The following is a 25055-nucleotide window of genomic DNA, read 5'->3' on the forward strand; positions in this document are numbered from 1 at the left end:
CGAGAGCAAGCACAAGCTGGCTTTGTGCCTGGGCAAGAACATCGGCGGCGAGCCGATCATCGCCGACCTCGCCCGCATGCCGCACCTGCTGGTCGCCGGCACCACCGGCTCGGGCAAGTCGGTGGCGATCAACACCATGATCCTCAGCCTGCTCTACCGGCTCAAGCCCGAGGAGTGCCGGCTGATCATGGTCGACCCGAAGATGCTGGAACTGTCGGTCTACGACGGCATCCCGCACCTGCTCTCCCCCGTGGTCATCGACCCCAAGAAGGCGGTGATCGCCCTCAAATGGGCCGTGCGCGAGATGGAGGAGCGCTACAAGAAGATGTCCAAGATCGCCGTCCGGAACATCGACGGCTACAATGCCCGGATGAAGGAGGCGCGCGAGCGCGGCGAGGTCATCACCCGCACGGTCCAGACCGGGTTCAACCGCGAGACCGGCGAGGCGGTGTTCGAGCAGGAGGCGATGGACCTGTCGGCACTGCCCTACATCGTGATCGTGGTCGACGAGATGGCCGACCTGATGATGGTGGCGGGCAAGGACATCGAGGGGGCGATCCAGCGGCTGGCCCAGATGGCGCGGGCGGCGGGGATCCACCTGATCATGGCCACCCAGCGCCCGTCGGTGGACGTGATCACCGGCACCATCAAGGCGAACTTCCCGACCCGGATCTCCTTCCAGGTGACCAGCAAGATCGACAGCCGCACGATCCTCGGCGAGATGGGCGCCGAGCAGCTGCTCGGCCAGGGCGACATGCTGTTCATGGCCGGCGGCGGGCGCACCACGCGCGTGCACGGGCCGTTCTGCTCGGACAGCGAGGTCGAGAGCGTGGTCGCCCACCTCAAGCGCCAGGGCCGACCCAGCTACCTCGACGCCGTCACCGCCGACGACGAGGAGGGTGCGCCCGAGAAGGGCACCAAGGGCAAGGGCGGCGCGACCGAGCTGGAACTCGACGGCGCGGTGTTCGACCAGGGCTCCTTCGGCGAAGCCGGCGGCGATCTCTACGAGCAGGCGGTGCAGGTGGTGCTGCGCGACCAGAAGGCCTCGACCAGCTACATCCAGCGGCGCCTCCAGATCGGCTACAACCGCGCCGCCTCGATCATGGAGCGGATGGAGGTCGAAGGCATCGTCGGTCCGGCCAACCACGCCGGCAAGCGCGAGATCCTGGTCGAGGATGCGGTGGGCTGAAGGCTCGGCCCCATAGCCCCTCACGACCGGGGCTCGCACGCCGTGGGAAGCGCGCGTGTCCAGGCGCTGCGCACAGCCACCGACACTGTGTGAATTCGCCGGCGTGCCGCGTCCCGCGTCACACCGGCGGCCGGAGCGGCCATAAACATCGTCCGCCTGCGCGGAACACGACCGGGAGGGAAGGTCGCAGATCGTGCCGCCGCCTGAACCCCGCTGCACGGTGCGCGTGCCTCGGGTCGGGTCGATGCCGAGAGGTGGACGTCCCTTACTGGATACGGGCGCCGGCGGGCCTCCGGAGGCGATCCGACGCGCCTCACGCCGCCGAGAATCGGAACGTCGTGGTCGCCTGGAAGATCGTCCCCGGCCGCAGCACCGCGGACGGGAAGTCCGGTCGGTTCGGGGCGTCCGGGAAGCCCTGCGTCTCGAAGCAGACCCCGTCGCCGGAGCGGTAGATCCGGCCGGACGGACCGATCAGCGCACCGTCCAGGGTGTTGCCGGAGTAGAGTTGCAGCGCTGGTTGCGTCGTCGACACGTCGAGCCGCCGGCCGCTGCCCGGATCGATGCAGGTCGCGACCGGCCGCAGCGTCCCGGCGGTCCCGCGCAGCACGAAGCTGTGGTCGTAGCCCTTGGCGATCGCCAGTTGCGGGTCGCCGACCCGGATGCGCGCGCCCAGCGGGTGCGGCGTGCGGAAATCGAACGGGGTGCCGGCGACCGGCCGGATCTCCCCAGTGGGGATCTGGGTCGCGTCGGTGGGTGTGTACGCGTCGGCTTCGAGCCGGACAACGTGGTCGAGGACGCTGCCCGCCCCTTCACCCGCGAGATTGAAGTAGCTGTGGTTGGTGAGGTTCAGGACCGTCGGCCGGTTGGTGGTGGCCGCGTAGTCGATGCGCAGCAGCCCGTCCGCGGGCAGGCTGTAGACCACCTGGACGTCGAGGTTGCCGGGAAACCCCTCCTCGCCGTCCGGAGAGCGGCGGCTCAGGGCGAGGCGCGTGGCGTCGGATCGCTCCACCCGCCACAGGCGCCGGCCGAAGTTCCGGGGACCGCCATGCAGGGTGTTGGGACCCTCGTTCACCGGAAGCCGATAGGTCTGCCCGTCGAGGCTGAAGCGGCCGCCCGCGATGCGGTTGGCGAAGCGCCCGATCACGGCGCCGAAGCTCGGGCTCACGGTCTCGTAGCCCGCGAGGGTGTCGAGGCCCAGGACGACGTTGGCGCGGCGGCCGGCGCGGTCGGGCACCTCGATCGCCGTGACCACCGCGCCGAAATCGATGACGTGGACGCGCAAGCCGCCCCGGTCCAGAACGTGCCGCGTGACCGCCTGTCCGTCCGCGGTGCGCCCGAAGATGTCGCCCGGCATGGCCGCCCCTCCCCGCCCGTCGGCAAAGTCCCGGTTTGACGAGGTCTTGAACCCTCTGCGGGTGCAGGACGAAGCCTCGCGAACCTCGGGGTTCCGCGCCCTGAACCTCGTCAAAGGGCCTGGGGCCCCTTGGAAAACCCCGTTCGCGCCCGCGGGCCGATCAGGATCCTTGCATGCCGCGCCCTAGCGCTTCCAGACGCCGAGGCGCTCGCTGCGGGCGTGGTCCTCGGCGGCGACGAGCTCGGGGCTCGCCTCCGGGGAGGCCCGGCCGCCGCCGTTGAACAGCACGACCTCGGAGAGGTCGCGTCCGTCCACCACGCAGTTCATGCTCTCGCTGCCCGGTGCCGGCTGGCAGGTCACCGGCCGGCTTCCGATGTAGCGGGCCAATTCCCCAGCCTGGCCGCCCCGCACCCACTCGACACCGAACAGATGCACCACCTTGCCGCCGATCTTGAGGGTCGCGGTGTCGACCACCTGGACCTGTCCGGTCACGGAATTCGGCGCCGGCGGCGTGTCGGTCTCCGGATCGCCGCCGGTCTCGGGCGGGGGCGTGACCGTGTCGGGGGCCACGGACGGAGCCGCAGGCGCGGTTGACGGAGGCGCGGTCGCCCGGGACGGCGCGGGCTTGGTGGTCGCAGGCCGCGAGGGCTCGGGCTCGCGGCCGGCCAGAACGAGCCCCGCCGCGATCACCGCCACCAGGGCGGCGGCGCTGGCGCCCGTAAGCCAGCGCCGGTGCCGCTGGCCGCTCTCGTCCACGCTCCCGGCGCCGAAGCCCAGCCGGTCGCGCAGGCCGTGCAGGCCGCCGCGCACTGAACCGCCGAGCCGGCCGGGCCCGGCATTCCAGGCCGCCGCGGGATCCCGGCCCTGCTCCGACGTTTCCATACCGCCGGAGGGGCGCGCGAACCGGTCGCGCAGGCCCGTCCGCAGGGTGGCGAACCGGCCGGCGGCGGTCTGCGCCAGCGCCCGTCCCTGTACGGAGGAACGCTCGGCGAGCGAGCGGGCGCGCTCGGACTGGGTCTCGACGAAGCGCGCGGTCGCGGCCTTCATCTCGTAGGCGCCCGTCAGGAGGGCGGAATCCTTCGCCTCCTCGGGTGGGGCCGCGGGTTCCTGCTCCTGCGGCAGGAACAGCGCCGGGTGGCGCGCCTGCAACTCCGCCACGAAATCGGCGAGCGTCATGGGCTCGGACGTACCCGGGCGCGTGCGCGGGACACCGTTCCGGTCGAGCACGCGGCAGCCGGCCTCTCCGGGCACGAGGGCCGCCTCGGCCAGGAGTTCGAGGGTCCGCACTGCGACCGGGCGCGGCCGGGCGCGGGCGATCTCGGAGCGGATCGCCTCGCGGAGGCCGGCGCGTTCCGGATCGTCGAGCGCCGGACGCACCGGTCCCGACTCCTGTTCCGCCGCCACCGTTGAAGACGTCATAAACCCGATCCCGGCATCGCCGCGCGCCGCACCGAGACCGCTTTACGCCTTGCCGGGCGAGGGAGCCAGGGTGGCGGCCTGGACGTTCCGGCGCAGGACCCGCCCGGTTTCGCCGACGATGACCGGCCGCGCGCCCGAGAAGCTCACCTCCAGGATCAGCTCGGCCGCCCCGGTGGAAACCGTGCCGCGGTCCGGGCTCGCCGTGCGGAAGTCCACGATCGTGTGGATCGTGCAGGTCTCGGAATCGCACGCGGTGCGGATCGCCCGCGGCTCGTAGCGCCGCTCGGGCCAGCGCTGGACGAAGCTGCGCTTCTCGGCCAGCAGGCCGGCCTGGGTGACCGGGCGTCCGTAGAACCGCACCCGTGTCCCGTAGAAGCGCGGCGTGGCACCGACCATCGTATCCCCCGAACCAGAGACGGTGGCGAGGTAGCTCGCCGCGAGGGCCCGGGCTGCGGCGGCCCGCTCGGCGGACGGAGTCGCCACTGGCATCGGGCCGACGGCGGCCGGCGTCTCGGCGAGCCGGTGGGGATGGGAGCCGCGGCGCCGCAGGGTCTCGCGGACGGGCGGACGCTCCAGGGCGGCGGCCCGCTTCGGGCCCGCGGCTCGGGTCGAGGCGGCCTTCGGCAGGGCGTCGTCCGCGGGTTCGGTTCCGGCCGCCTGCCGGGCCGGCCCCGTCTGCTGCTTGGCGGGATCCGTGATCTGCCCCTGTGCCTGCCCCTGGGCCGCTGCTTTCATGGACTCCTTGGCCGGCGCGGCGACCGCGGGGCGGGGCGGCGGATCGACCCAGGAGGTCTGGGCCGAGGCGCCGCCGGCCAGCGCGATCGGCAGCAGCAGGCCGAGAGCGAGGGCATGGGGTCGGTTAGGAGTTGAGGCGGGCATCGGTGCCTTCCGTCGCGGCCGGGGGCGGACGTCTTGAGAACGCGCCCGCATGCCGAAGGGGTTCCAAAGGTTCGGGCGTGCGAGCGACTCTGCCGATCTCCACGACCGGCACCAGCCCGGGATTCCGTGGATGACGGGGTTGCGTTCGTTCGTTTTGCTCCCAAGTCGTGGACAATCTTGGCCTTGACCCGTTTCGGGCTCACGGCTGTCCCAATCCCGCGCCGCTGCGCATCGAGGTTTCCGTGGCCCCATCCGAGACCAAGGCGACATCGAACCCGCAGATGTGCCGGAGTTCGCGATGAGGCCCGTCCAGCGCCGGGGACTGCTGATCTGCAACGCCAAGGCCCGGAATGGCGGCTGCGATCTCGACGAGGTTCGGGGGATCCTGCGGTCGGGCGGCATCGAGCCGGTGGAGCCGGCGCCGGACGCCGATTGCCGCGAGGTGATCCGGACCCGGGCCCGCGAGGTCGACTTCGTGATCCTCGGCGGCGGCGACGGCACTCTGAACATGGCTGCGCCGGCCTTGGTCGAGTCCGGCCTGCCGCTCGCCATCCTGCCGCTGGGCACGGCCAACGACCTCGCCCGCTCCCTCGGCCTGCCCCTCGATCCCGTGGCGGCGGCCCGGTTCATCCCGACGGCCGAGGCGCGGCCGGTCGATCTCGGCTGGGTCAACGGCCACTACTACTTCAACGTGGCGAGCATCGGCTTCTCGGCCGAGCTCGCGGGCGAGCTCACCGCCGATTCGAAGAAGGCCTGGGGCGTGCTCGGCTACGGGGTCGCGGCGATCCGGGTGCTGCGCCGGGTGCGCCCCTTCACGGTGACGATCGAGCATGACGGCACGGTCGAGAAGGTGACGACGATCCAGGTCTCGGTGGGCAACGGGCGGCATTACGGCGGCGGCATGACCGTGGAGGAGACCGCCACGGTCGACGACGGCAAGCTCGATTTCTACAGCCTGGAAGTCGCCCATTGGTGGCGGCTGATCGCCCTGCTGCCGGCCCTGCGCCGGGGCACGCAGGGCCGCGCGGCCGACGTGCGCGCCTTCCAGACCCGGGAGATCAAGCTCTCGACGCGCCGGCCCCGGCCGATAAACACCGACGGCGAGCTGACCACGCACACGCCCGCTCATTTCAAGGTCTTCCCGAAGATCCTACGGGTCTTCGCCCCGGACCCCGCGGCCCGTCCCGGCCCGTTCGACCTCGCCGCCCTCGGCAGCCGCCTCTTCCCGACCAGCGAGACGCCCCGCTCGTGACCGACCTGATCCAGCTCGCCAGCCAGCCGACCGTCTGGGCCGCGCTGGCCACCCTCATCGTGATGGAGGTGGTGCTCGGCGTCGACAACCTGATCTTCATCTCGATCCTGACCAACAAGCTGCCGACGGATCGGCAGGCGCGGGCGCGGCGTATCGGGATCGGGCTGGCGCTGGTGCTGCGGCTCGGCTTGCTGGGCACCGTCGCCTTCATCGTGCACCTGACCGAGCCGGTCTTCTCGGTGCTCGGCCAGGACTTCTCCTGGCGCGACCTGATCCTGATCGGTGGCGGCCTGTTCCTGCTGTGGAAGGCCACCAAGGAGATCCACCACAGCGTCGATCCCGAACCCGAAACCGAGGAGTCCGGTGGCACCCTCGGCTTCGGCGCCGCGATCGGCCAAATCCTGCTCCTCGACCTGGTGTTCTCCATCGATTCGATCATCACCGCGGTGGGCATGACCGAGCATGTGCCGGTGATGATGGTGGCCGTGGTGGTCGCCGTGATCGTGATGCTGGTGGCCGCCGAGCCGCTCTCGGCCTTCATCGCCCGGAACCCCACCGTTGTGATGCTGGCGCTGGGCTTCCTGATCATGATCGGCATGACGCTGATCGCGGACGGGTTCGGGGCGCATGTGCCAAAGGGCTACATCTACACCGCCATGGCGTTCTCAGCCGGCGTCGAGGGCCTGAACATGCTGGCCCGAAGGCGCCGGCGGGGCGCCAAGGGTCGTGGCCAAGGACAGGGTCACGGGCAAGGTCACGGGCACGACCGGGGACAGGCGCCGGCCGGGCAGGCCGGGCGGGCCTGAGCTTCGGCGGCAGCAGGCCCCCGGCTTCCGGGCCGCCCGAAGCCGCGCGGCCAACGGGCGGGCTCCGGAGCTGGCGGCACCTCGACCGAGCCGCAGCTCGTGCCGCCCGCTCGCACCGTCACACCACCAGGTTCACGATCCGTCCGGGCACGACGATCACCTTGCGGGGCGCCTTGCCGTCCAGGACCTTCTGGACGGCCTCCAGGGCGAGGGTCGCGGCTTCCACGGCCTTCGCATCGGCGTCCCGCGGCACGGTCACGTCCGCGCGCTTCTTGCCGTTGATCTGGACCGGCAGGGTGACCTCGTCCTCGACCAGGAGTCCCGCCTCGGCCTCCGGCCAGGGCGCCTGGGCGACGAAGCCGGAACGGCCCAGCACCGTCCAGCATTCTTCGGCGAGGTGCGGCATCATCGGGGCGATCAGCTGGACCAGGATGCAGGCCGCCTCCGTGGCCGCCGATGGCGAGACCGGGCCGCGCAAGCCCTCCTCGAGGGCGTTGGCCAGGGTGTAGATGTGGGCGACGCAGCGGTTGAAGCGCAGCCGCTCGATATCGTCCTGCACCGCCGCGAGCGCCCGATGGGCGGCCTTGCGCAGGGCGAGGTCCGCGGCGCCGTCGCCGCGCGCGTGGGTGGCGGCATTGACCAAGCGCCAGACCTTCTGGACGAAGCGGGCGGCCCCCTGCACCCCCTCCTCGCTCCAGATCACGTCGCGCTCGGGTGGCGAGTCGGAGAGCACGAACCAGCGCGCCGTGTCGGCGCCGTAGCTCGCGATGATGTCGTCCGGGTCGACCACGTTCTTCTTGGACTTCGACATCTTCTCGATCGGGCCGATCGCGATCGGCGCCTGAGTTTTCACGTGAAACGCGCGGCGCTCGCCCGTCTCCGTGGAGAAGCGGATCTCGGCCGGCGGCACCCAGGCGCCGGTCGCGTCCTTGTAGGTCTCGTGCACGACCATGCCCTGCGTGAACAGGCCGGCAAAGGGCTCGGAGACGCCGGCCCAGCCGGTCGCGCGCATCGCCCGCATGAAGAACCGGGCGTAGAGCAGGTGCAGGATCGCGTGCTCGATGCCGCCGATATACTGGTCCACCGCCAGCCAGCGGTCGACCACGGCCCGGTCGGTGGGGGCGTCGGTCAGCCAGGGCGCGGTGAAGCGGGCATAGTACCAGGACGAGTCGACGAACGTGTCCATCGTATCGGTCTCGCGCCGGGCCGGCTGACCGCAGCGCGGGCAAGACACGTCGCGCCAGGAATGGTCGCGCTCCAGCGGGTTGCCGGGCTGGTCGAAGGACACCGCCTCGGGCAGCTTCACCGGCAGGTCGGGGACCGGCACCGGTACCGGGCCGCAGGACTCGCAGTGGATGATCGGGATCGGGCAGCCCCAATAGCGCTGGCGCGAGACGCCCCAGTCGCGCAGGCGGAACTGGACCTTGCGCTTGGCCACACCCTCCCCTTCGAGCCGGCGCGCCACCGCCTCGAACGCCTCGCCGGTGGACATGCCGTCGAGGAACCGCGAATTGATCATCCGCCCGTCATCGACATAGGCGGTGCTGGTGATCTGGAAGGTCTCCGGGTCCTGCCCCTCGGGACAGACCACCGGGGTGTTGCCGAGCCCGTATTTGTTGGCGAAGTCGAGGTCCCGCTGGTCGTGCGCCGGGCAGCCGAACACCGCGCCGGTGCCGTATTCCATCAGCACGAAGTTCGCGACGTAGACCGGCAGTTCCCAGGCCGGGTCGAGCGGGTGGCGCACGGTGAGGCCGGTGTCGAAGCCGAGCTTCTCCGCGGTGTCGATCGCGGCCTGAGCGGTGCCGGTGCGCCGGCACTCCTCGATGAAGGCCTGGAGGCCAGGTTTGTCGGCGGCCAGCGCGGCGGCCAGGGGATGGTCGGCGGCGATCGCCAGGAACTTCGCGCCGAACAGGGTGTCGGGCCGCGTGGTGTAGACGGTCACCGACTCGGGCGAGCCGGCGACCGGCCGCGCGAGATCGAAGCGGACCTCCAGGCCCTCCGAGCGGCCGATCCAGTTCTTCTGCATCAGCCGGACCTTTTCCGGCCAGCGATCCAGGCCGTCGAGGGCGGTGAGCAGATCCTCGGCAAAGTCGGTGATCTTGAAGAACCATTGGGTCAGCTCGCGCTGCTCGACCAGGGCACCGGAGCGCCAGCCGCGCCCGTCGATCACCTGCTCGTTGGCCAGCACGGTGTGGTCGACCGGGTCCCAGTTCACCTTGGCGGTGCGGCGCGTGACGAGCCCCTTCTCCAGGAAGTCGAGGAACATGCGCTGCTGGTGCTTGTAGTAGGCGGGGTCGCAGGTCGCGATCTCCCGGCTCCAGTCGAGCGACAGGCCCATGGCCTTCAACTGGTCGCGCATGGACGCGATGTTGGCGTAGGTCCAGTCCCGCGGGTTGACCTTGCGCTCCATGGCGGCGTTCTCGGCCGGCAGCCCGAACGCGTCCCAGCCCATCGGGTGGAGCACGTTGAAGCCGCGGGCGCGCTTGTAGCGGGCGACCACGTCGCCCATCGCGTAGTTGCGGACGTGACCCATGTGGATGCGCCCCGAGGGATACGGGAACATCTCCAGCACGTAGTATTTCGGGCGCGGATCGGAATTGTCGGTCTCGAACAGCCGCTGGTCCGCCCAGGCGGCCTGCCAGCGCGGCTCGGCATCCTTGGCGTTGTAGCGCTCGACGGCGGAGGGGGCGGTGCTGGTCATGGATCCGGCTGGGTCAGAGGCTCGGCGGCTGATCGGTGAGAGCCGCGGCACGGTCGCGGCCCAGTAGCATATCTGCGCCGGAGCCGGTCAACGGAGCGCTCGATCCAGGCTTGCGCGCGGCGCGCGAGCGCATAGGTCCGCATGGAACCGGGACCCGGTTCCGACAGGACAGGCACGCGATGGACGACGCGATCACCGAGCAAGGCCCCCTCCCCTCCGACGGGATGGGCCACCCGACCGCCAAGCCCCCGGTCGGCGAGGCCGACGTCGCCGCCGGGCTCGCCGAGGTGCGGGCCGCCATCGTCCGCGCGGCCGAGGATTCGGACCGCGACCCGGCGGAGATCCACCTCGTGGCGGTCTCCAAGACCGTGCCGGCCGAAGGCATCCTCCCGGCCCTGGAGGCGGGTCAAAGGGTGTTCGGGGAGAACTACGTCCAGGAATCGGCGGCGAAGTGGCCGGCCCTGCGCGCCCGCTACCCGGATGTCGAGTTGCACCTCGTCGGGCCGCTGCAATCCAACAAGGCCCGTGAGGCCGTGTCCCTGTTCGACGTGATCCACTCCCTCGATCGCCTGTCGCTGGCGGCGGCGCTCGCCAAGGAGATCGCCCGCTCGGGCCGCGCCCCGAAGCTGCTGATCCAGGTCAATACCGGCGCGGAGCCCCAGAAGGGCGGTGTCCTGCCGGACCAGCTCGCCACCCTGCTGGCCGAGTGCCGCGACACGCACGGGCTCGCGATCCACGGCCTGATGTGCATCCCGCCGGCCGAGGACCCGCCCTCGGCCCATTTCGCCCTGCTCGCCCGGCTGGCGCGCCAGCACAACCTGCCGATCCTCTCCATGGGCATGAGCGCGGATTTTCCCGCGGCGATCCAGCTCGGCGCCACCCATGTCCGGGTCGGGACCGCCATATTCGGAGCGCGGACCCGGAAGGCGTGAGTCGGTACCGGCTTTCCTCCTCTGACGGAGGAAATGCGCCCCCTTCCTCGGATGCCTGGACCGTCCGAGGAAGGCGATGGGGGGATTTCGGGGTCACCCAATCCGCAGATAGGTCTGCGGCCCGAGGCGCCGGAGCAGTCGCAGCAGGTCCGCCCGGGCGAGGGCGACGCAGCCCTCCGTGGGGCGGTAGCCGTCCCGGGCGACGTGCATGAAGATCGCCGAGCCCCGCCCCTTCCGGATCGGGGCGCGGTTGTAGTCGAGGTCGATCACGACGTCGTAGAGCCCGTCGCCCCGCCACATCGATTCCGCGCTGATGCCGGGGGCCGGCAGGCGGATCGGCCGGTTGTAGCGCCGGTCCCGGCGATCGTCGCACCAGCCGTCGTCGGGCCGGGTCGCCCGCAGGGGCAGCGCCGTGCGCGGGCGGATGCCGAAGCGGTCGGGCCGGTAGACGCCCCCGCGCAGGCGGAAGCGCCCGCGCGGCGAGCCGCCGTCGCCCTCGCGCTTGTCGCGGACGATGCCGCCGGCCCCGAGAGCGCACGGGATCACGGCGGCCCCGACCAGCAATTGGCCCCGGCGGCGGTCGCCGACCATCGCCCGGACGCGGATCTCACCCAGGGTCACGTGGCGGGGCCCGGACCGATCGCTCAACCGTCCACGCACCACCGCCCTCCCCGCTTGCCGGCCGATCTGGCGGGCTTATGCCCGAAATCCGCAGCCGACACCGGTGAAAAGTTGCGCGCAAGGCAATTTCCAGACACAAACGCAGCGCTATCCTTGCCGCGGAACCCGGGCCGTCGAAGCCGGGATCCGGGAGCGCTCCAGCCCACCGCCTTCGTCGCGGGGACCGAACGCCCTCGGATTCCGGCGTGGCGCGCCCCGCCTTCCCTGGAGCCGGCCGTGTTTTCACAAAATCGTCGGCTTGCTCCGGATCCTTGTCATCGCATGCTGGTCGCGGAAAGCCGTCCTTCCCGGCTCCGCAGCGTGCTCTAGGGCCCCGGACGATGTCGAATGCCTATCGCCTGCTGATCTGTGACGACGACGCGATCCTGCGCGACACCCTCACCGAGCAGCTCGACCTCTGCGAGGAGTTCACGGTGGTCACCGAGGCGAATGCCGCGGACGCGATTCGGCGGGTCGGGTCCGAGCGCATCGACCTGGCGGTGATGGATGTCGGCCTGCCCGACCTCGACGGGCGCGAGGCGGTGCGCCGGATGCGGGCCGGCGGGTTCCGCGGCCCGGTGATCATGCTCACCGCGCAGGATTCCGAGGCGGACCACGTCGAGGGGCTGGAGGCCGGCGCCAACGACTACGTCACGAAGCCGTTCAAGTTCGGCATCCTGCTCGCCCGCATCCGCGCGCACCTGCGCAGCCACGAGGCCTCCGAGGACGCGGTGTTCCAGATCGGCCCCTACACGTTCCGGCCCGGCGCCAAGCTGCTGGTCGGCGAGCGCGGCTCGAAGCTCAAGCTCACCGAGAAGGAGACCGCGATCCTGCGCTTCCTGTACCGGGCGGGCCGGGCCGTGGTGAACCGCGACACGCTGCTCGCCGAGGTCTGGGGCTACAACGCCCACGTCACCACGCACACGCTGGAGACGCATATCTACCGCCTGCGCCAGAAGATCGAGCCGAACCCCGCCACCGCGGCGATCCTCGTCACCGAGGGCGGAGGCTACAAGCTGCTCCCCTGATCGGTTAGGGATTTGCGTGTAGGCGATCCGGCAGGCTCGCATGCGCGCAAGGGGTGAGGCGGTTCTTTGGGGCTCGACGACGACATCGCGATCCTCGAGGCCGCACCGCTGTTCGGCTTCCTCGATCGGGACGCCCTGCGCCTGCTGACCTTCGCGGCCGAGCGGCGCGAGCTCGCAGACGGCGATCTGCTGTTCGCCCGCGGCGACCCGGCCGATGGCGGCTTCGTGGTGATGTCGGGCGCGATCCGGCTCGCCCCGCGGGTCGCCGATGCCGAGCCGGTTCGGGCCGGGCGCTCGGCGCTGATCGGACAGCTCGCCCTGCTCGTGCGTGGGACCCGCCCGACGGAAGCGCGGGCGGAGGGCGCCACCGAGGTCATGCGGATCACCCCGACCCTGATGCGCCGCGTGCTGGAGGAGTTCCCCGAGGCCGCGCAGGCCGTCTATGACACCCTGGCGACCGACTTGGTCGACCTCGTGGCCGATCTCGACCGGGTGCGGGTGCTCCTGGAAGACGATTGAAGCTGTCCCCGGGTGACAGCCCCGGTGCCCGCTTGTAAGCACGGGCTCCCGCCGCAAGAGCATCGAACATCCATGTCCCAGGCCGGCATGCCCATTTCCGACCTCGCCAAGACCATCGAGACCGCCTGGGAGGAGCGTGCCGGCATCTCGACCGCGACCCGTGGTGCCGTTCGCGAAGCGGTCGAGGAGGCACTGAACCTGCTCGATGCCGGCAAGGCCCGCGTCGCCGAGAAGAGCGGCAACCAGGACTGGGTGGTCAACCAGTGGCTCAAGAAGGCGGTGCTGCTGTCCTTCCGCCTCAACGACATGGCGGCGATCACGGGCGGCCCCGGCGGCGCGCCCTGGTGGGACAAGGTCGCGTCGAAATTCGCCGGCTGGGGTGAGGCCGAGTTCCGGGCCGCCGGCCTGCGCGCCGTTCCGGGCTGCTTCGTCCGCCGCGGCTCCTACATCGCGCCGGGCGCCGTGCTGATGCCGAGCTTCGTCAATCTCGGCGCCTATGTCGGCGAGGGCACGATGGTCGACACCTGGGTGACGATCGGCTCCTGCGCGCAGGTGGGGAAGAACTGCCACATCTCCGGGGGCGCCGGCATCGCCGGGGTGCTGGAGCCGCTCCAGGCCAACCCGGTGATCATCGAGGACGATTGCTTCATCGGCGCCCGCGCCGAGGTGGCCGAAGGCGTCATCGTCGGCCAGGGCAGCGTGCTGTCCATGGGCGTCTATATCGGCGCCTCGACCAAGATCGTCGACCGCACCACCGGCGAGGTGATGTATGGCCGCGTGCCGCCCTATTCGGTGGTCGTCTCGGGCACGATGCCCGGCAAGGCCCTGCCGGACGGCACGCCGGGCCCGGGCCTGTACTGCGCGGTGATCGTCAAGCGGGTCGATGCGGGCACCCGGTCCAAGACCGCCATCAACGAGCTGCTCCGCACCTGATGCGTTGTGGGACTTAGGGGACGGCCCGGTGGAGACGACGCGGACCCTGGATCTGACGGTCGTCGGCACGGCGCTGCCGACGGTGTGCGACGTGATCGGCGACGGGCGTGACGCGCTCCTGCTGCCGGCGCTCTCGACGATCTCGGCCCGGGCCGAGATGCGCGACCTCGCCCGGCACCTCGGGGCCGGCTACCGCTGCCTCGTGCCGGACTGGCCGGGCTTCGGCGCGCGGCCGCGGACGCGGGTGCCGCTCGGTCCGGAGACGCTCCACGCCTTCCTGGACGCGCTTCTCGCCGCCGCGCCGGGGCCCTACGCCCTCGGGGTCGCGGCGGGCCACGCCGCCGGCTACCTCGTGGCCGCGGCGCGGCGACATCCCGGAACATTCGCGCGGCTGGTGCTGGTGGCGCCGACTTGGCGGGGGCCCCTGCCCACCGCGATGCCGGGGCGCGCGCACTGGTTCCCGCGCATCCGCCGGGCCGTGGAGACGCCGGTTCTCGGCGATGCGCTCTACCGGCTCAACATCAGCCCGCCGATCATCGGCCGGATGATGCGCGCCCATGTCTACGCGGACCCGGCCCACGTCACCCAGACGGTAATCCGGGCCAAGCACGCCGTGACCCGGCAGCGCAACGGCCGATTCGGCACCGCCGCCTTCGTCACCGGCGGACTCGATCCGGTGGGGAGCCGCGCCGCCTTCCTGGACCTGTTCGCGGACGGACTTCCGCCGATCCTGGTGCTGCGGCCGGACAATGCCCCGCGCCGCTCGGGAGCCGAGATGGACGCGCTGATCGCGGGCGGCCGGGTGGCGGGCGCCCCCATTCCCGGGGCCCTGAGCCCGCACGAGGAATATCCGGGCGCCGTCGCGGCGCAGATCCGGGCGGGCTGAGCGCGTCAGCGCAGGCCGCCGGGGGATGTTCCGGCGGCCTCGCGGTCACGCCGCGGTCGAGGGGCTAGCCGCGGGATCCGGAGGCCGCAGCAGGAAGACCTCGGGGGTCGCGCGCCCGGCGGCGCGGGTCAACCGCCGACACCTGCGGGCGGCGCCGGCGAGGACGGCCCTCTGGACAGCAGGATGCACCTGTGCAGGATTTTTCGGGCCGGCTGACGCGTTCCTCCGGCAGCGGGAGCGGCCCGCCCCCTTCGCCCGACACCGTTACGGATCCGATGCTCCGCACCCCGTCCCTGCCGGCCCTCGCCCTCCTGATCGTCGCGGCGATCCCGGCGCGCGCCGAGGACATGCCCCGCCCTGCCCCGCCGAGCGCGCCGGCGGCGCCCTCCCTGGGGGCCGACACGCTCAAGCCGGGCAAGCCGGCGGTGAAGCCCTATCTTGCGGAGACGGCGCTCCCCGACGCCGTCCAGATCCTGCCGCCGCCGCCAGCCCACAACGCGCCCCTCGAGATGGCCGACCGGGCCGCCTTCAACGGCACCCGCAGCCTCAAGGGCAGCGCCCGCTGGGATCTCGCCGCCAACGACGTGTCGGAAGGCGCGGCTGCGGTCCTCGACAATTTCGCCTGCGTGCTCGGGACCCGGATCGATCAGGCCCGGGTACCGGCGGTGATCAACCTCTTGGAGCGCGCCCGCCTCGACCTCGCCCGGGCGACCCGGAGCCCCAAGATCCATTACCGTCGCCTGCGCCCCTTCGTGGGCAACGAGGCGCCGATCTGCGTCCAGCGCACCCAGGCGCTCGCCGACAGCTTCAGCTATCCATCCGGCCACGCGACCCAGGGCTGGGCCTACGCGCTGATCCTGGCGTCGCTGGTGCCCGAGAAGGCCACCCCGATCCTGTCCCGCGGCCGGGCCTATGGCGAGAGCCGGGTGATCTGCGGGGTGCATTGGCTCAGCGATGTGGCGGCCGGGCGCCTCACCGGCACCTCGGTCTTCGCCGCCCTGATGGGCGATCCGGGTTTCCGGGGCGATCTGGAGAAGGCCCGGACCGAGCTTCGGGGAGCGCTGGCCGGCGGGGGCGCACTGCCCGATCAGGCCACGTGCACCCACGAGACCGAGGCCCTGCGGGAGCCGCCGCTGGATTTCTAGGCTCGAGCGGTTCCAGATTTGAACCCTTCTAAGTGTGTGATTTAAAACACGTTTTCGGCTTGATCAAGATCCCGTGACCGGAGAATCCTGAGACTCGAGCGCCGGAACGAGGGCGCCTGTCAGGGTCTCTCATGTCCAAGCCGACCGCTCGCCTCGGGCTGCTCCTCGCATCCACGGCACTTGCCACCCCCATGTTGCCGCACGCTGCCGCCGCGCAGGGTGCGAACGTGCAGCTCAACGAGATCTCCGTGGAGGCTGCCGCCCCGGGACGCGCCGTCCCGGCCGGTGCCGGCTTCGGGGGCGCCAACGTCAGCAGCGGTGACGGCGACAGCGCGACCACCAGCGGCGGCGGCGGCGGCCCCTCGGGGGTCACCGGCTACACCGCCCGGGTGAGCCCAACCGCCACCAAGACCAACACGCCGCTGATCGAGACCCCGCAATCGGTCTCGGTGGTCACGCGCGAGCAGCTCAACGACCGCAACGTCCAGAGCCTCAACGAGGCCCTGGCCTACACGCCCGGCGTGTCCAGCAACGTGTTCGGCTTCGACCCGCGATTCGACGCCTTCTACATCCGTGGATTTGACGTGACCTACAACGGCGTCTTCCGCGACGGCCTGCGGCAGACGGGAGTGGGCTTCGCGGTTCCCCGCATCGAGCCCTATGGGGCCGAGGCGGTGACGGTCCTGCGCGGGCCCGCCTCCGGCCTCTACGGCCTGGGCTCGCCGGGCGGCATCGTCGACGTGACCAGCAAGCGCCCCGTCTTCACGCGCTTCGGCGAGGTCCAGCTCCAGGCTGGAAGCTTCGAGCGGTTCCAGGGCAACTTCGACCTCGGCGGTCCGATCGAAGGGTCGGACAATACCATGGCCTACCGGCTCACCGGAATCGTCCGCCAATCGGACACCTTCCTGCCCGGCCCCGGCGTCAGGGACGACCGGATCAATATCGCGCCCGCCTTCACCTGGAAGCCTTCGGCGGACACGACCTTCACGCTGCTCACCGAGTTCCAGCAATCGAATCTGCCGGGCAATTCGAGCTTCTTCACCTTCCCGGGCTTCCGCGTCTCGCGGATTTACTCCGGCGACGGTGCGCTCAACAACTACCGGACGGACCAGTACCGCATCGGCTACGCGTTCGAGCACGTGTTCTCGCCGGACCTGATCCTGCGGCAGAACTTCCGCTACACCGGCGTCAACGCCGACTTCCCCTACGTCCAGGTCGATTCGGTCACGGGCATGAGCGCGCAGCGCTCCACCGGCCTGTTCAAGCAGTCGCTCGACGCCTTCGCGGTGGATACACAGCTCGAGGGTCATGTCCGCACCGGGCCGGTCGCCCACACGCTGCTCACGGGCCTCGACTACTACCATTACGATTTTTCGAGCCTCGCCGGGTTCGGTGCGGCCCCTGACCTCGACCTCACGACCCTGAATTACGGCCGCCAGCCGATCGTCCGGCCGGCCATCGACCGGTCGTCGCGTCAGGCGCAGGATCAGGTCGGTCTCTACGTTCAGGAACAGGCGAAATGGGGCCGGCTCGTGCTCACGCTGACCGGACGACAGGATTGGGTCGCCTCGGACACGAGCAGCGTCACCCGGGGCGTCGCATCCGGAGTGCAGAGCCAGAACGACGGCCGATTCACCTACCGGGCCGGCCTGAATTACGCGTTGGCGCCCGGTCTCGTGCCCTACGCGAGCTACGCCACGACCTTTACCCCTCAGGTCGGCGTCAACGTCGTCACGGGTCGTCCGTACAAAGCCGCCACCGGTGACCAGCTGGAAGCCGGCGTGAAGTACCTGATCCCCGGCACCAATATCAGCGCCGCCATTGCGGGTTTCGACATCAACCAGTCCAGCATCCTGCGTCAGGATCCCACGAACTTCGCCAATACGGTGCCAACCGGCGCGGTCAATTCGCGCGGCTTCGAAATGGAGGCAACGGCGAACTTCGCCCCGGGCACCAACCTGACGGTCGCCTACACCCATCTCGACTTCCGATTCGTCAGGCAGACCTCGGTTTATACGGGCGCTGCGATTGACGGGAACAGTCTCTCGGGCATCCCGGGCGACACCTTCACGTCCTTCCTGAGCTACCTGTTTCCGCCCTCCTCACCGCTGCGGGGCCTGACGATCGGAGGCGGCATCAGAGTCAATGCCAACAGCTTCGCCGATGACGAGAACACTGTCCGCAACCCGACCGTGACCCTGTTCGACGCACTCGTGGCCTACGATTTCGCGGCACTCGATCCGAAATACAAAGGCTTCCGTGCCCAGATCAATGCGTTCAACATCTTTGACCGCGACTATACGAATTGCCAGGCCGGTCTGTGCTACCGCGGCGCCCCGGCCACGGTCATCGGCAGCCTGATCTACCGCTGGTAGGCGTCCCGCTGGCGTGGGCCGGCATGCTGTTCGACCTGCTGCTGCTCTGCTGCATGTCGCGGTGCCGGCGGCGGCCCTCCCCACCGGGACCGGCCCGCTCATGCTGGCGGCGTTCGACCGCCGGGAGGCCGACCCGACCGCAAGGGTGGTGCTGGTCTCGACCGTACTGTCGATCCTCACGGTCTCGAGCTTTCGGGCGACAGTCTGAAACAGCACGACCACGCTCTCGCCGCAGAGGAATCGTAACGGTTGCCGCATAGCCTCATGGCGCGGCCCTCCGGGTCCGCGCTAGAGTGAAATCCGACGAAGCGGGGCGGAACAGCGGCGTGATGGTGGGTTCGGGAGTCTCGGTTGCACGGCGGATCGGCCGCCTCGCCTGCGTGGCCGGCCTGGCGCTGAACCTGTCGGCCTGCTTCCGGCCGCTCTACGGGCCGACCGCCTCGGGCGAGACCGTGCAGGCGCTGCTCGCCTCGGTACAGGTCGACGACGTCGCGATGGCGCAAGGCCAGGAGCGGCTGGGGCACTACCTGCGCAGCGAGCTGGTCTTCGACCTCGACGGGTCGGGTCACCCGGCGAGCAAGCGCTACCGGCTGAAGCTCTCGGGCTCCGAGATCGTGCAGACCCCGATCGTCTCCTCCACCACCGGCCGCGCCGAGGCCGGCACGCTGGTCGCCAACATCAAGTACAGCCTCGAGGACATGGCCGGCACGAAGGTCTACACGGAGGGCGTGGCCACCTCGACGGCGACCTATGACCGGTCGGTCCAGCGCTTCGCCAGCCAGCGGGCGGCCCGGGACGCTGAGATCCGTCTGGCCAGCGTCCTCTCCGACCAGATCAAGACCCGCCTCGCGGCCGTGCTCTCGACCAAGCCGTGAGCCCGATTTGACGACGGTCAAGGCCGGCGAGATCGAGGGGCTGATCCGGCGCGGGCCCGATCCGCGCGTCCCGGTGATCCTCGTCTACGGGCCGGATACCGGCTTGGTGACCGAGCGCGCCCGCAAGCTCGCCGAGGACTTCGTCACCGACCCGACCGACCCCTTCGCCCTGGTGCGGATCGACGGCGACGCGCTCGCCTCCGACCCGGGCCGGCTCTGCGACGAGGCCGGGACCCTGGGCCTGTTCGGCGGGCGCCGGTCGATCTGGGTGCGGCCGGGCAGCCGCAACTACGCGCCCGCCGTCGAGGCCGTGCTGGGCGCGGAGGTCGCGGACGCCCGCATCGTCGTGGAGGCCGGGGATCTCGCCAAGAACAACCCGCTGCGCACCCTGTGCGAGCGCTCACCCCGGGCCCTGGCGATCCCCTGCTACGCGGACGACGCGCGCACGCTTTCGGACCTGATCGAGCGGACCCTGCAGGAACGCGGTCTGCGCATCGACCGGGCGGCCCGGGAGGTTCTGACCCGCAGCCTCGGCGGCGACCGGCGCGCGAGCCTGATGGAGATCGAGAAGCTCGCCCTCTACGCGGCGGGGGAGGGGCCGGAACAGGGCATCGTGACCCTGGACCATGTCGAGGCGGTGACCAGCGACGTGGCCGCGAGCGTCCTCAACACCCTGATCGACGCGGCCTTCGACGGGCGCCGGGAGGCGGTCGAGCGCGACTACCGGCGGTTCCGGCACGAGGGGCTGGACCCCGGGGTCGTCCTCGGATCGGCCTTGCGGCACGCGCTGACGCTGCTGACGACCCGCCTCGACAACCCTGACAAGACACCGTCCCTGATGGCGGCCACGTGGCGGGGCCTGCATTTCAAGCGCAAGGCCAGCATCGAGGGGCAGCTCGGCTCCTGGCCGCCCGGCACCTTGCGGCAGGCCGTGGCGGCCTTGCAGGAGGCGATCCTGGCCTGTCGGCGCGCCGACCCGGAACTGGCCCATGCGCTGGCTTCCGCGGCGCTGCTGCGGGTCGCCGAGGCGGGTGCACGCCGGCGGCGCTAGGATGCCGGCCCGGAAGGGGGCCTCTCGATTCCAGAAGACGGCGATGCGCAGGAACACCTGAGCACATCGTCGGGCTGCGGGATCCGGGGCATGCGCGCGGGGGATCGCCAGTGCGCTCGGGCTACCCGATTCCTACGCTCGCCGGTCGACGCGCTCGGCCGATCGTCCCGCGCCGTCATCGCGCGCAGCCAAGCGACCCAGGGACACGCCCCCTGCCGCAACCGCGTGAAGCCCTGAATGGCTCTGCTACGCGCCCGAAGACGATGACGGGCGCCGCTAATCCTTCAACTGGAAGCTGTATCCCGCTTTGGGTTTCAGGTCGTTCCCGGCTGGAAGGCAGGCCCACGCCGGAGATGGCACGCACTCACCGTCCCATCCGCAGGGGAGGGGCCCCCGACGGGGTTCGGGGAGGGGGCGCATCGCGACCACACTGGGTCGCGACACAGACCTTCTGTGCTCGAGAAGGACAACCGCCACGGCCGGCGACGGCCGGACATCCGGCAGCCTCTCAGCTCTCCTCCGACACCCGGAAGCGGGCGAGAAGCCCCTGGAGTTCGTCCTGGGTCTCATAGCGGATGCGGATCTCGCCCGAATCCTCGTCCTTGGGCTTGTAGGTGACACCGACGCCGAGGGCGCGCCGGATCCGCAATTCCAGGTCGCGGACCGGGGCAGGTCGCTCGGCGGAGAGGCGCGGGCGGCCGGGCCGGGGCGTGTCGGCGGTCTCGGCTTCGGCGGCTGCGACGGCCTCGACCTCGCGGACCGACAGGCCCTCGGCCACGACACGGCGCGCCAACGCCTCGGGATCGCGCACCGACAGGAGCGCGCGGGCATGGCCGGCGGTCAGTTCCCCGGCGCTGACCCGGTCCTGCACGGAGGGCGGCAGGTTGAGCAGGCGCAGGGTGTTGGCGAGGTGGCTGCGGCTCTTGCCGAGGATCTCGGCCAACTCCTTCTGGGTATAGGCGAAATCCTGCATCAGCCGCTCGTAGCCGGACGCCTCCTCGATCGGATTGAGATCGGCCCGCTGGACGTTCTCCAGGATCGCGAATTCCAGGGAGGCGCGATCGTCGATCTCGACGATCACCACCGGCACCTCATCGAGCCCGGCCCGCTGGGCCGCCCGCCAGCGCCGCTCGCCCGCCACGATCTCGAAGGCGCCGGGCACCTCGCCGATCGGGCGCACCACGATCGGCTGGATGATACCGCGCTGGGTGATCGAGGTAGCGAGTTCGGCGAGTTCCGCCTCGCCGAAGCTGCGGCGGGGGTTGCGCGGGTTGGGGCGCAGGAACTCCACCGGGACCTTGCGCTGTCCCTCGGTCTTGGCCGGTGCCTGTCCCGTGTCGCCGAAATCTCCGATCAGCGCCGCGAGTCCGCGCCCCAGCCGGGGTCGTGCCCCCTCCTCCGCCATCATTGCCACCCGTGTTACGCTCCGCACTCGATCCCTCTGACTGGACGAGGGATCACAAGAATCAGGCCGCCGCCGGTACCCGGCCCTCGCGCTGGATCACCTCGGAGGCGAGGCGCAGATACGCTTGGCTGCCGGCGCATTTCAGGTCGTACAGCAAAGCCGGCTTGCCGTGGGACGGCGCCTCGGAAATGCGGACGTTGCGGGGGATCACGGTCTCGTAGACCTTGTCGCCCATGAAGCCGCGCACATCCGCCACCACCTGGGCTGAGAGGTTGTTGCGCGGGTCGTACATCGTCAGCACGATGCCCTGGATCGTCAGCTTCGGGTTCAGGGCACCGCGCACCTGCTCGACGGTCCGCAGCAACTGGCTCAAGCCCTCCAGGGCGAAGAACTCGCATTGCAGCGGCACCAGCACCGCGTCCGCGGCGGCGAGCGCATTGATGGTCAGCAGGTTGAGCGAAGGCGGGCAATCGATCAGCACGTAGCTGATCCGGCTCAGGTTCTGGGCTTGGCCGAGGCCCCTCAGGACGGCGCGCAGCCGGTGGGCGCGGTCGGGCAGGGTGGCCAGTTCCAGCTCCAGGCCGAGGAGGTCCATGGTGGAGGGCGCAATCGACAGCCGCGGCACCGCGGTGGGAATCACGGCCTGGGCCAGGGAGGCCTCGCCGGTCATCACCTCGTAGGTTGAGACCCTGCGCTGCGCCCGGTCGATGCCGAGGCCCGTGGAGGCGTTGCCCTGAGGATCGAGATCGATCACCAGCACGTCTTCGCCGATCGCCGCGAGAGCGGTGCCGAGATTGATCGCCGTGGTGGTCTTGCCAACGCCGCCCTTCTGGTTGGCCAGCGCCAGGATCCGCAAGGGGCGGCTCTTGGCGGAATCCCGGACAGGATCGCTGGAACGATCCGTGGACCGGTCGGCGGAATCGCCGAGGATCGCTTCGCTCATCGGTGGCTCGGGGCGGTGAGGGCAGTGACGCGCACGATCCGGGCTTCGGAATCAGTCCGGCTCGGCACGAGGTCGTTAACGACTGTCCACTGCGCGGAGGCCTGGGTCAATTCGGCTTGCACGTCCCGGCCCTTCGGAAACAGTCCGGTGGTACCCGTTTTCAACAGCGGCTCCGTCCAGGCGAGGAGCTGCGCCATCGGCGCGAGGGCGCGGGCGCAGACGATTTCGACGCCGGCATAGTCGCCGATCACCGCCTCGATGCGCGCGTTGCGCACCCGCGCCTGGGCGCCGGTGAGTCGCGCGGTCTCGGTGAGGAAGGCGCATTTTCGGGCGTTGCTCTCGACCAGATCGACCCGGATGCCACGCTCATGGCCGGCGATGGCGAGGATCAGGCCGGGGATGCCGGCGCCCGAGCCGAGATCGAGCCAAGTGCGGGCCCCCGGGGCCAAGTCCAGGAGCTGGAGTGCGTCCTCGATATGGCGGCTCCAGACCTCGGCCAGGGTGGCCGGGCCGACGAGGTTCTTGATCGGCTGCCAGCGCCGGAGCTGCGCGACGTAGAGGTCGAGCCGCTCGGCTGTTTCACGTGAAACACGGGAGGCCGCGACGACGCGGGCGCGGTCCGGGTCGCTCATGGCGCGAGACGGCCAGCCGGGGAACCGCCCGGCAGGGTCCGCTCTCCCCGCCTTGCGTGAGCGGCCAGGAGGGTGAGGGCGGCCGGCGTCACGCCCTCGATCCGGGCCGCCTGTCCCAGCGTGCCGGGCCGGACGGTCTCCAGCTTCGTGCGCATCTCGTTCGAGAGGCCGCTGATTCCGGCATAGTCCAGGCTGGGCGGCAGACATACTGCTTCATCGCGGCGGAAGGCGGCGATGTCGGCATTCTGACGGTCGAGATAGACCGCGTAGGTCGCGTCGGTCTTGAGCCGGTCGGCGATCCGCGGGGTCGCGGAAGCGAGGTCTGGCCAGACCGTGGCCAATCGTGCCCAGGTGATCTCGGGATAGGCGAGCAGCTGGAACGCGGTGCGGCGGATCCCGTCGCGGTTCAGGCTGATCCCGTGCACGGCCGCCTGGCTCGGCGTCAGGGCGAGGCCGTCGAGCCGGGCGCGCGCGCCGTCGAGTTCGGCCTGCGAAGCGTCGAAATGCGCGGCCCGGTGGCTGCCGACGCACCCGAGGGCGACGCCGCGCGGCGTCAGGCGGGCATCGGCATTGTCCACCCGCAGCGACAGGCGGTATTCCGAGCGCGAGGTGAACATGCGGTACGGCTCGCTGACCCCGTGTGTCACGAGGTCGTCGATCATCACGCCGAGATAGGATTCGGCCCTATCGAAGGTGGCGATGCCGAGGCCGCCCGCGTGCCGGGCGGCGTTGATCCCAGCCACCAGCCCCTGGCCGGCCGCCTCCTCGTAGCCGGTGGTGCCATTGATCTGGCCGGCCAGGAACAGGCCCGGCAGACGCTTGACCTGCAGGCCCGCATCGAGCCCCCGGGGGTCGACGTAATCGTACTCGATGGCATAGCCCGGCCGCAGGATCGCGGCCCGCTCCAAGCCCGGGATCAGCCGAACGATGTCCCGCTGGACCTCCTCCGGCAGCGCCGTGGAGATGCCGTTCGGGTAGATCGTCGGGTCGTCCAGCCCCTCCGGTTCCAGGAAGATCTGGTGGCCCTCCCGGTCGCCGAAGCGCACGACTTTGTCCTCGATCGATGGGCAGTAGCGCGGCCCGCGGCTGGCGATGCCGCCGGAATACATCGGCGAGCGGTGCAGATTGGCGCGGATCAGGTCGTGGACGGCCTGGGTCGTCCGGGTGATGCCGCAGCGGATCTGGGGTATGGTGATCCGCTCGGTGAGCGTCGAAAACGGCACCGGCTCGGCATCCGCGTCCTGCATCTCCAGCCCGGTCCAGTCGATGGTCCGGCCGTCGAGGCGCGGGGGCGTGCCGGTCTTGAGCCGCCCCAGCCGCAGGCCGAGCCGATCCAGCGTCTGGGCCAGCCCGATCGCCGGGGCCTCGCCGACACGGCCGGCCGGGATCTGTCGCTCGCCGATATGGATCAAGCCGCGCAGGAAGGTGCCGGTCGTCAGTACCACCGCGCCGCAGCCGATCACCCGCCCGTCCGCCAGCACGAGGCCGGACAGCCGGCCCTGCGGGTCGAGGATGAGATCCTCGCAGGCGCCCGCGATCACCGAGAGGCCGTCCGTCTCGGCGACGGCCGCCTGCATGGCGGCCGCGTAGAGCTTCCGGTCCGCCTGGGTCCGGGGGCCGCGCACAGCGGGCCCTTTCCGGCGGTTGAGCAGCCGGAACTGGATGCCGGCCGCGTCCGCGACCCGGCCCATCAGGCCGTCCAGGGCATCGACCTCCCGAACGAGATGGCCTTTGCCGAGCCCGCCGATGGCGGGATTGCACGATAGGGCCCCGATGGTGGCGGGATCGTGGGTGACGAGGGCGGTGCGCGCGCCGCAGCGCGCCGCAGCGGCAGCCGCCTCGACGCCGGCATGGCCGCCGCCGACGACCGCGACGTCGAACCGGGCGGAGGAGGGGATGAGCATGGGCGTGATGAAGAGCCTCTCACAAAACTCCCGATCTCCGGGAGTTCTCACTCTGAGCGCGACGGCGCAGCGGGAGTCCTGTGAGGTGCTCTAAGCGTGCGCGACCGGCACGGTCAACGCGTCCGGCGCTGCGGTCAAGGGGTCCCCGGCTCCGGCCCGGCACGGTG

At 70.8% G+C, this 25055-nt stretch carries 22 protein-coding genes; 13 read left to right on the forward strand and 9 right to left on the reverse strand.

Annotated elements, in window-relative coordinates; translation table 11 throughout:
* The coding region (locus tag Q8W67_RS21490) for a DNA translocase FtsK (RefSeq protein ID WP_305549802.1) at nt 1-1189 on the forward strand (1189 nt) is incomplete at its 5' end.
* A gap of 313 nt (nt 1190-1502) precedes the next feature.
* Here Q8W67_RS21490 and Q8W67_RS21495 read toward each other — a convergent pair.
* The 3 genes from Q8W67_RS21495 to Q8W67_RS21505 form a co-directional block, all read right to left on the reverse strand.
* On the reverse strand, nt 1503-2543 hold the full coding sequence (locus Q8W67_RS21495) for an aldose epimerase family protein (RefSeq protein WP_305549803.1): 1041 nt from the start codon (nt 2541-2543) through the stop codon (nt 1503-1505).
* Between the two features lie 183 nt (nt 2544-2726).
* A complete protein-coding gene (locus tag Q8W67_RS21500) occupies nt 2727-3962 on the reverse strand; it encodes a thermonuclease family protein (RefSeq protein ID WP_305549804.1) in 1236 nt (411 codons plus the stop codon).
* A gap of 42 nt (nt 3963-4004) precedes the next feature.
* Nucleotides 4005-4841, reverse strand: coding sequence for a hypothetical protein (locus Q8W67_RS21505; RefSeq protein WP_305549805.1), 837 nt, complete (start codon nt 4839-4841; stop codon nt 4005-4007).
* A 298-nt stretch (nt 4842-5139) separates the two neighbouring features.
* Between Q8W67_RS21505 and Q8W67_RS21510 the strand changes: the two genes are divergently transcribed.
* A complete protein-coding gene (locus Q8W67_RS21510) occupies nt 5140-6093 on the forward strand; it encodes a lipid kinase (protein ID WP_305549806.1) in 954 nt (317 codons plus the stop codon).
* A complete protein-coding gene (locus Q8W67_RS21515) occupies nt 6090-6899 on the forward strand; it encodes a TerC family protein (protein WP_305549807.1) in 810 nt (269 codons plus the stop codon). Before Q8W67_RS21510 ends, Q8W67_RS21515 begins: the two co-directional genes overlap by 4 nt.
* Nucleotides 6900-7017: 118 nt before the next feature.
* Here Q8W67_RS21515 and leuS read toward each other — a convergent pair whose 3' ends face one another.
* A complete protein-coding gene (gene leuS / locus Q8W67_RS21520; protein ID WP_305549808.1) occupies nt 7018-9600 on the reverse strand; it encodes a leucine--tRNA ligase in 2583 nt (860 codons plus the stop codon).
* A gap of 179 nt (nt 9601-9779) precedes the next feature.
* On the opposite strand from leuS, the gene Q8W67_RS21525 reads away from it, so the two are divergent.
* Nucleotides 9780-10532, forward strand: coding sequence for a YggS family pyridoxal phosphate-dependent enzyme (locus Q8W67_RS21525; RefSeq protein ID WP_305549809.1), 753 nt, complete (start codon nt 9780-9782; stop codon nt 10530-10532).
* Nucleotides 10533-10625: 93 nt separating this feature from the next.
* Here the strand turns inward: Q8W67_RS21525 and Q8W67_RS21530 are convergent, their stop codons facing one another.
* Entirely contained in the window at nt 10626-11123 is a 498-nt protein-coding gene (locus Q8W67_RS21530) for a L,D-transpeptidase (protein ID WP_305549854.1), read from the reverse strand.
* Between the two features lie 410 nt (nt 11124-11533).
* On the opposite strand from Q8W67_RS21530, the gene Q8W67_RS21535 reads away from it, so the two are divergent.
* The 9 genes from Q8W67_RS21535 to holA all read left to right on the forward strand — a co-directional run bounded on the left by Q8W67_RS21535 (nt 11534) and on the right by holA (nt 20004).
* On the forward strand, nt 11534-12220 hold the full coding sequence (locus Q8W67_RS21535; RefSeq protein ID WP_305549810.1) for a response regulator transcription factor: 687 nt from the start codon (nt 11534-11536) through the stop codon (nt 12218-12220).
* Nucleotides 12221-12286: 66 nt separating this feature from the next.
* Nucleotides 12287-12739: a cyclic nucleotide-binding domain-containing protein gene (locus Q8W67_RS21540; protein WP_305549811.1), complete on the forward strand. Its 453-nt coding sequence runs from the start codon at nt 12287-12289 to the stop codon at nt 12737-12739.
* An 87-nt stretch (nt 12740-12826) separates the two neighbouring features.
* Nucleotides 12827-13672 (forward strand): 2,3,4,5-tetrahydropyridine-2,6-dicarboxylate N-succinyltransferase, encoded by an 846-nt coding sequence (gene dapD / locus Q8W67_RS21545; RefSeq protein ID WP_305549812.1) that lies wholly within the window; start codon nt 12827-12829, stop codon nt 13670-13672.
* A gap of 28 nt (nt 13673-13700) precedes the next feature.
* Nucleotides 13701-14558 carry an alpha/beta fold hydrolase gene (locus Q8W67_RS21550; RefSeq protein ID WP_305549813.1) on the forward strand — a complete coding sequence of 286 codons (858 nt, stop codon included), beginning with the start codon at nt 13701-13703 and terminating at the stop codon, nt 14556-14558.
* A 275-nt stretch (nt 14559-14833) separates the two neighbouring features.
* The gene (locus Q8W67_RS21555; RefSeq protein WP_305549814.1) at nt 14834-15703 is read left to right on the forward strand and encodes a phosphatase PAP2 family protein; all 870 of its coding nucleotides are present in this window, start codon (nt 14834-14836) and stop codon (nt 15701-15703) included.
* A 131-nt stretch (nt 15704-15834) separates the two neighbouring features.
* Entirely contained in the window at nt 15835-18078 is a 2244-nt protein-coding gene (locus Q8W67_RS21560) for a TonB-dependent siderophore receptor (RefSeq protein WP_305549815.1), read from the forward strand.
* Between the two features lie 61 nt (nt 18079-18139).
* Complete coding sequence (locus Q8W67_RS21565; protein WP_370693926.1) at nt 18140-18286, forward strand: hypothetical protein; 147 nt, start codon at nt 18140-18142, stop codon at nt 18284-18286.
* Nucleotides 18287-18407: 121 nt separating this feature from the next.
* Nucleotides 18408-18953, forward strand: coding sequence for an LPS assembly lipoprotein LptE (gene lptE, locus Q8W67_RS21570; RefSeq protein ID WP_305549816.1), 546 nt, complete (start codon nt 18408-18410; stop codon nt 18951-18953).
* Between the two features lie 7 nt (nt 18954-18960).
* Nucleotides 18961-20004, forward strand: a complete 1044-nt coding sequence (gene holA, locus Q8W67_RS21575) for a DNA polymerase III subunit delta (RefSeq protein ID WP_305549817.1) — start codon at nt 18961-18963, stop codon at nt 20002-20004.
* Nucleotides 20005-20512: 508 nt separating this feature from the next.
* Here the strand turns inward: holA and Q8W67_RS21580 are convergent.
* The 4 genes from Q8W67_RS21580 to mnmG all read right to left on the reverse strand — a co-directional run bounded on the left by Q8W67_RS21580 (nt 20513) and on the right by mnmG (nt 24888).
* The gene (locus Q8W67_RS21580; RefSeq protein WP_305549855.1) at nt 20513-21409 is read right to left on the reverse strand and encodes a ParB/RepB/Spo0J family partition protein; all 897 of its coding nucleotides are present in this window, start codon (nt 21407-21409) and stop codon (nt 20513-20515) included.
* Between the two features lie 61 nt (nt 21410-21470).
* Nucleotides 21471-22352: a ParA family protein gene (locus Q8W67_RS21585; protein ID WP_305549818.1), complete on the reverse strand. Its 882-nt coding sequence runs from the start codon at nt 22350-22352 to the stop codon at nt 21471-21473.
* The gene (gene rsmG / locus Q8W67_RS21590; protein WP_305549819.1) at nt 22349-22984 is read right to left on the reverse strand and encodes a 16S rRNA (guanine(527)-N(7))-methyltransferase RsmG; all 636 of its coding nucleotides are present in this window, start codon (nt 22982-22984) and stop codon (nt 22349-22351) included. The genes Q8W67_RS21585 and rsmG overlap by 4 nt, the downstream gene beginning before the upstream one ends.
* On the reverse strand, nt 22981-24888 hold the full coding sequence (gene mnmG / locus Q8W67_RS21595; protein ID WP_305549820.1) for a tRNA uridine-5-carboxymethylaminomethyl(34) synthesis enzyme MnmG: 1908 nt from the start codon (nt 24886-24888) through the stop codon (nt 22981-22983). The genes rsmG and mnmG overlap by 4 nt, the downstream gene beginning before the upstream one ends.
* Nucleotides 24889-25055: the final 167 nt, after the last annotated feature.

The sequence above is a fragment of the Methylobacterium sp. NEAU K genome, assembly GCF_030700285.1.
Classification (GTDB): Bacteria; Pseudomonadota; Alphaproteobacteria; order Rhizobiales; family Beijerinckiaceae; genus Methylobacterium.

Excerpts from the sequence above, each read along its gene's own strand:
- Q8W67_RS21495 (WP_305549803.1), bottom strand. The coding sequence starts at position 2,543 with ATGCCGGGCGACATCTTCGGGCGCACCGCGGACGGACAGGCGGTCACG.
- Q8W67_RS21500 (WP_305549804.1), bottom strand. The coding sequence starts at position 3,962 with ATGACGTCTTCAACGGTGGCGGCGGAACAGGAGTCGGGACCGGTGCGT.
- Q8W67_RS21505 (WP_305549805.1), bottom strand. The coding sequence starts at position 4,841 with ATGCCCGCCTCAACTCCTAACCGACCCCATGCCCTCGCTCTCGGCCTG.
- Q8W67_RS21510 (WP_305549806.1), top strand. The coding sequence starts at position 5,140 with ATGAGGCCCGTCCAGCGCCGGGGACTGCTGATCTGCAACGCCAAGGCC.
- leuS (WP_305549808.1), bottom strand. The coding sequence starts at position 9,600 with ATGACCAGCACCGCCCCCTCCGCCGTCGAGCGCTACAACGCCAAGGAT.
- Q8W67_RS21525 (WP_305549809.1), top strand. The coding sequence starts at position 9,780 with ATGGACGACGCGATCACCGAGCAAGGCCCCCTCCCCTCCGACGGGATG.
- Q8W67_RS21530 (WP_305549854.1), bottom strand. The coding sequence starts at position 11,123 with ATGGTCGGCGACCGCCGCCGGGGCCAATTGCTGGTCGGGGCCGCCGTG.
- Q8W67_RS21535 (WP_305549810.1), top strand. The coding sequence starts at position 11,534 with ATGTCGAATGCCTATCGCCTGCTGATCTGTGACGACGACGCGATCCTG.
- dapD (WP_305549812.1), top strand. The coding sequence starts at position 12,827 with ATGCCCATTTCCGACCTCGCCAAGACCATCGAGACCGCCTGGGAGGAG.
- Q8W67_RS21555 (WP_305549814.1), top strand. The coding sequence starts at position 14,834 with ATGCTCCGCACCCCGTCCCTGCCGGCCCTCGCCCTCCTGATCGTCGCG.
- Q8W67_RS21560 (WP_305549815.1), top strand. The coding sequence starts at position 15,835 with ATGTCCAAGCCGACCGCTCGCCTCGGGCTGCTCCTCGCATCCACGGCA.
- lptE (WP_305549816.1), top strand. The coding sequence starts at position 18,408 with ATGGTGGGTTCGGGAGTCTCGGTTGCACGGCGGATCGGCCGCCTCGCC.
- Q8W67_RS21580 (WP_305549855.1), bottom strand. The coding sequence starts at position 21,409 with ATGGCGGAGGAGGGGGCACGACCCCGGCTGGGGCGCGGACTCGCGGCG.
- Q8W67_RS21585 (WP_305549818.1), bottom strand. The coding sequence starts at position 22,352 with ATGAGCGAAGCGATCCTCGGCGATTCCGCCGACCGGTCCACGGATCGT.
- rsmG (WP_305549819.1), bottom strand. The coding sequence starts at position 22,984 with ATGAGCGACCCGGACCGCGCCCGCGTCGTCGCGGCCTCCCGTGTTTCA.
- mnmG (WP_305549820.1), bottom strand. The coding sequence starts at position 24,888 with ATGCTCATCCCCTCCTCCGCCCGGTTCGACGTCGCGGTCGTCGGCGGC.